The sequence below is a fragment of the Sphingopyxis sp. genome, assembly GCF_035565275.1.
Taxonomy (GTDB): domain Bacteria; phylum Pseudomonadota; class Alphaproteobacteria; order Sphingomonadales; family Sphingomonadaceae; genus Sphingopyxis.
Genome location: NZ_DATMST010000144.1, coordinates 1 through 5164, shown reverse-complemented (window position 1 = coordinate 5164; position 5164 = coordinate 1). Strand labels below are relative to the sequence as shown.

5 protein-coding genes and 1 pseudogene are annotated in these 5164 nt (G+C 65.3%); 4 read left to right on the top strand and 2 right to left on the bottom strand.

Annotation, left to right across the window (positions count from 1 at the left end):
• A partial coding sequence (locus tag VN047_RS10010; protein ID WP_325542258.1) for a tetratricopeptide repeat protein occupies positions 1 to 801 on the top strand: 801 nt, incomplete at its 5' end.
• A gap of 3 nt (positions 802 to 804) precedes the next feature.
• On the opposite strand, the gene VN047_RS10005 is transcribed toward VN047_RS10010, so the two are convergent.
• Entirely contained in the window at positions 805 to 1152 is a 348-nt protein-coding gene (locus VN047_RS10005) for a GntR family transcriptional regulator (protein ID WP_325542256.1), read from the bottom strand.
• A gap of 71 nt (positions 1153 to 1223) precedes the next feature.
• On the bottom strand, positions 1224 to 1805 hold the full coding sequence (locus VN047_RS10000; protein ID WP_325542254.1) for a nitroreductase: 582 nt from the start codon (positions 1803 to 1805) through the stop codon (positions 1224 to 1226).
• 183 nt (positions 1806 to 1988) lie between these two features.
• Here VN047_RS10000 and VN047_RS09995 point away from each other — a divergent pair, with 183 nt between their 5' ends.
• From VN047_RS09995 to VN047_RS09985, 3 genes and pseudogenes are all read left to right on the top strand, one after another.
• On the top strand, positions 1989 to 3572 hold the full coding sequence (locus VN047_RS09995; RefSeq protein WP_325542252.1) for a peptide MFS transporter: 1584 nt from the start codon (positions 1989 to 1991) through the stop codon (positions 3570 to 3572).
• 3 nt (positions 3573 to 3575) lie between these two features.
• Positions 3576 to 4991, top strand: a complete 1416-nt coding sequence (locus tag VN047_RS09990) for an amidohydrolase (RefSeq protein ID WP_325542250.1) — start codon at positions 3576 to 3578, stop codon at positions 4989 to 4991.
• Positions 4988 to 5164: pseudogene (locus tag VN047_RS09985) on the top strand (amidohydrolase); the annotation flags it as partial. The gene VN047_RS09990 and the pseudogene VN047_RS09985, both read left to right, overlap by 4 nt.

The window sequence follows — 5164 nt, the reverse complement described above, 5'->3', positions numbered from 1 at the left end:
GTCGGGCGTCCCGACGCCGACAGCTGGTCGCTGCTGCTCGCGGCGCGCGCGGCGGCCGAGCTGGGCCGGCGCGGCGAGTCGGCCGATTATCTGGCGCGGGCCGCGACGCTGACCCGCGGCGATGCGCTGCCTTTCGCCGTGGAGTATGACTACGGGCTGCTCACGATGGCGGCCGACGCGGCGCCGCTCGATCCCGCCAGGGCGATCCCGGCGATTTCGGCCGATATCCTGAACGGCAACGGGGCGCGCGCGATCGAGCGGGCGGCAAGGCTGCGCGACGCGAACCGCGGCGTGGCCGATGCGCATATATTGCTGGGCGACGCGGCGCTGGCGGACGGGCGCTACGAACTGGCGGTCGAGGCCTATCGCAAGGCGCGCGACCTCGATGCGGGCGAGCGTACGACGCTGCGGCTCGCCAACGCCCTGTTCCGGGCGGGCGACGCCGCAGGGTCGGGGGCCGCGATCCTTGCGATGCGCGACAGCGAACCGTCGAGTGTCGCCGCCGATCGCCTCGCCGGGCACCTTGCGATGGACATCGAACATCGGGACCAGGCGATCGCGCATTTCGAACGCGTCCGCAGCCGGATCGGCAATCGCGATGTCGTGGTCCTGCGCGAGCTCGCGCGGGGCTGGGCGGCGAAGGGCGACATCGATCGCGCGCTGCCGCTGATCGAGCGCGCCTACCGGCTGCAGCCGCTGAACGCCGGAATCATGGAATTATATGCCGACCTGCTGGAAAAGCGGGGCGACGGACAAGCCGCCGCGGATCTGCGCGACAAGGCGGCGCAGATCGGGGTTTAGGGTTCAGGCGTCGGTGAGGTCGAGCAGGGTGCGCGCGTCGAGCCCGATGCGGCGCATCTGCTGCGCGACGGGGGGCCAGACGTTGGCGAGGAAGTCGGCGCGCATCAGGTCGCGAAGGCGCTCGGTCGCCCCCTGCGCGACGAACATGCCGACGCCGCGCTTGACCGTGACCAGTCCTTCGTCCTGAAATGTCTGGTAGGCCTTGGCGACGGTGAGCGGGTTGGCGCCTTCTTCCGCGGCGAGCGACCGAACCGACGGAAGCATGTCGCCGTCGCGATAGGTGCCGTCGAGGATGGCGTTGGCGATGACATCGCGCAGGCGCTGGTACACGGGCTTTGATTGATCGAGCATGCCGCCTTAATGCCATAAGACAGCAGCACAGTCAAATATGGCTTGTTACAAAGTATACCGAATTCGTGAAATTAAATGTCCCAGCGGCGAACGACGTCGTCATAATCGGGGCGCGGTCGTTCGTCGAGATCGCGGGCCGCGGTGCCAAGGAAGAAATAGCCGACGATCATGTCGTCTTCCCCCGCGCCGAAGGCGGCGGCGACATCGGGGCTGTAGGCGGCCCAGCCGGTCAGCCAGCTGCCGACGAAGCCGTGCGCGTGCGCCGCGTGGAGCAGGTTCATGCCCACCGCGCCCGCCGACATCTGTTGCTCCCACACCGGAATCTTGCTGCCCGCAACGGGAGTCGAGATCAGCACCAGCAGCGTCGGCGCCTGATGCGCGAACTGGTCGAGCGCCGACAGGTCGAGCCCCGCCGCGCCCGGGTTCTCCTTCACCCAGCTGGCCTTGAGCAAGGTCGCAAAGGCTTCGCGCTGCTCCGCCGCGACGGTGACGATGCGCCACGGCGCGAGTTTGCCATGGTCGGGGGTGCGAAGCGCGAGCACGATGATGTCGCGCAGGGTCGCGTCATCGGGGCCGGGCGCGATCATGTCGCGCGCCTTGCCCGAGCGGCGGGTGGCGAGGTGGGCGAGGAGCGAGGAGGTGTCGTTGAACATGGTCCGCCATGTGGCGTTTTGCATGCGCTTGCGCAAGTGTTGCGAACGGTTCGCAACAAATTTCGGCCCGATCGCGATGGTTTCACGCGCAATTAGATTCTTCCCATACGCAATTTTGACGCTAGTGTTGCGGCCATCTGTCCCGTTTAGCGGGACCAACACCATACCCAGGGAAGGGTCGCCATGACCAAAGCCTATGCCCAGCACGGGGATGCCGCCGGGACGTTTCTCGGCCACCCGAAGGGCCTTTTCGTTCTGTTCTTTGCCGAGATGTGGGAGCGTTTTTCCTATTACGGGATGCGCGCGCTCCTGATTTTCTACCTCACCAAGCACTGGCTGTTCTCGGACGGTGAATCGGGCGTCATCTATGGTGCCTATACCGCGCTCGTCTATATCACCCCGGTGCTCGGCGGCTATCTGGCCGACCGGTGGCTCGGGCAGCGGAAAGCGGTGCTGTACGGCGCCATATTGCTGACATTCGGGCATTTCCTGATGGGTTTTGAGGGAGCCGGTGGACAGGATGCCGCGAGCCTCAACATCTTCTGGCTTGCGCTCGCCTTCATCATCGTCGGTTCGGGCTTCCTGAAAGCAAACATCTCGGTGATCGTCGGCCAGCTCTATCCGCGCACCGACGTCCGCCGCGACGGCGCCTACACCATCTTCTACATGGGGATTAACCTTGGCGCGGCGCTCGGTTCGCTGCTCTGCGGCTATCTCGGCGAAGTCTATGGCTGGGCCTATGGTTTCGGCGCCGCGGGCTTCGGCATGCTCGCCGGTCTGATCGTCTTCGTCGTCTTCAAGCCGCTGCTGCTCGGCCGCGGCGAGCCCGAAAATCCGGCGCTGCTCGACGAGAGGAAGTTCGGCCTGAAGTTCGAATGGGTGCTTTATCTGGTTGGCCTGGTCGCCGTCGCGGTCTGCTGGTGGCTGGTGCAGAACCAGGCGCTGGTCGGCACGCTGCTCGGCGTCGCGGGCGCGATCCTGATCGCCTATGTTATCGGTACTGCGGTGATCAAGCTGCCCGCCGAGGACCGCGACCGCATCTTTGCCGCGATGTTCCTGATCATCGGATCGATCCTGTTCTGGGCGTTGTTCGAACAGGCGGGCTCGTCGCTCAACCTCTTCACCGACCGTTATGTCGACCGCGCCGGGGTTCCGGCATCGGTGTTCCAGTCGGTCAACGCGATCTATATCGTCCTGCTCGCGCCGCTCTTCGCGGGGCTGTGGACCTGGCTTGGCCGCCGCAACATGGAACCGTCGGCACCGGTCAAGTTCGGCCTTGCCATGCTGCAACTCGGGCTTGGCTTCTTCGTCCTGAAATGGGGTGCCGAAGCGGTGGGCATGGGGAATGCGACGCCCGTCCTCTTCATCTTCCTGATCTACCTGCTCCACACGATGGGCGAACTCTGCCTGTCGCCCGTCGGCCTCAGCGCGATGAACCGCCTTGCGCCCGCGCATATGGCGAGCCTGATCATGGGCACGTGGTTCTTCGCTTCGGCGACCGGCAACTTCGCCGCCGGTCTGATCGCCGCGGCGACGGGGTCGGAAAAGGCGAGCGGCGAGGGCGCGGGCAAGGCGCTCGTCCTCGACGTTTACCAGACGATCGGTCTGTGGGCGATCGGCTTTGGCGTGCTCGTCATCCTCGTGTCGCCGCTGATCAAGAAGCTGATGCACCTCGACACGCTGCGCGATGCCGACGGGCTTGCCGGCGAAGGCGAGATCGGCGAACCGCAAGCTGCGGGCACTCATCCCGAACCCAAGGGGGCGTAATCCATGATCCGTGGTGTGAAAGGCAGCCTGCTGGCTGCGGTCTCGCTGGCGTTCGCCGGTTGTGCGGCGACGAGCGATACATCGGCGAATTCGGCGGGCGACAAGCCCGCCGCGACCGCCGCCAAGCCGGTCAAGTTCAACAAGGATCCCTATCCGTCGACGTACAAGGGATATCCGACGCGGCTGACGGTCGTGAAGGGTGTCACCATCTTCGACGGCGAGGGCGGGCGGATCGACAACGGGTCGATCGTGATGACGAGCGGCAAGGTCGACCGCGTCGGCGGGCCGGAGATGGAATTGCCGACCGACGCCGATGTGATCGACGGCACGGGCAAGTTTCTCACGCCCGGCGTGATCGACATTCACAGCCATCTTGGCGACTATCCCTCGCCGGGCGTCGCCGCGCATGACGATGGCAACGAGGCGACCTCGCCGACGACGCCCGAAGTCTGGTCCGAACACAGCGTCTGGCCGCAGGACCCGGGATTCAGCCGTGCGCTCGCGAACGGCGGCGTGACCAGCCTGCAAATTCTGCCGGGCAGCGCAAACCTGATGGGCGGCCGCTCGATCACGCTCAAGAATGTGCCGTCGCGCACGGTGCAGGGGATGAAGTTCCCCGGCGCGCCTTACGGCCTGAAGATGGCGTGCGGCGAAAATCCGAAGCGCGTCTATGGCGCGAAGGGGCGGATGCCGTCGACGCGCATGGGCAATTTCGCGGTCAACCGCGCGACCTGGCAGAAGGCGGCGGCGTACAAGAAGAAGACGGACGACGGGAAGGCCGTCGACCGCGACCTTGCGATGGAAACGCTCGCGGGCGTGCTGTCGGGTGAGATCCTCGTCCACAATCATTGCTACCGCGCCGACGAAATGGCGCTGGTCATCGATATGTCGAAGGAATTCGGTTACAAGGTATCGACCTTTCACCACGCGGTCGAAGCGTACAAGATCGCCGATATCCTGGAAAAAGAGGGTATTTGTTCGGCGATGTGGGCCGACTGGTGGGGCTTCAAGATGGAAGCCTATGACAGCGTGAACGAGAATATTCCGCTCGTCTACAAGGCCGGCGCGTGCACGATCGTCCATTCGGACGATGCGAACCAGATCCAGCGACTGAATCAGGAAGCGGCAAAGGCGCTGAAGGCGGGCCGCCGCATGGGCATGCAGATCAGCGACGAACAGGCGTGGACCTGGCTGTCGTGGAACCCCGCGAAGGCGCTGGGGATCGGCGAAAGGACGGGTAGCCTGAAACCCGGCAAGATGGCCGACGTCGTGCTGTGGAACGGCAATCCGTTCAGCGCCTATACGCGGCCCGAAAAAGTGTGGATCGACGGGGCGCTGATGTTCGACGCGATGGATCCGAAACGGCGTCCGGTGAGCGATTTCGAACTGGGCCAGCCGGGCGAAGGAGACGTGAAATGATCCGCGGGCTTCTTCTTTCTGCCGCCGCGCTGGTCGCGGTTCCGGCCGCCGCGCAGGACGTTGCCATCACCAATGCGAAGCTCGTCATCGGTGACGGCAGCGCGCCGATCGACGGCGGCACCGTCGTCATCCGCGGCGGCAAGGTCGTCGCGGCGGGCGCGGGCGTTAGATCG

Excerpts from the sequence above, each read along its gene's own strand:
- VN047_RS09995 (WP_325542252.1), top strand. The coding sequence starts at position 1,989 with ATGACCAAAGCCTATGCCCAGCACGGGGATGCCGCCGGGACGTTTCTC.
- VN047_RS10005 (WP_325542256.1), bottom strand. The coding sequence starts at position 1,152 with ATGCTCGATCAATCAAAGCCCGTGTACCAGCGCCTGCGCGATGTCATC.
- VN047_RS10000 (WP_325542254.1), bottom strand. The coding sequence starts at position 1,805 with ATGTTCAACGACACCTCCTCGCTCCTCGCCCACCTCGCCACCCGCCGC.
- VN047_RS09990 (WP_325542250.1), top strand. The coding sequence starts at position 3,576 with ATGATCCGTGGTGTGAAAGGCAGCCTGCTGGCTGCGGTCTCGCTGGCG.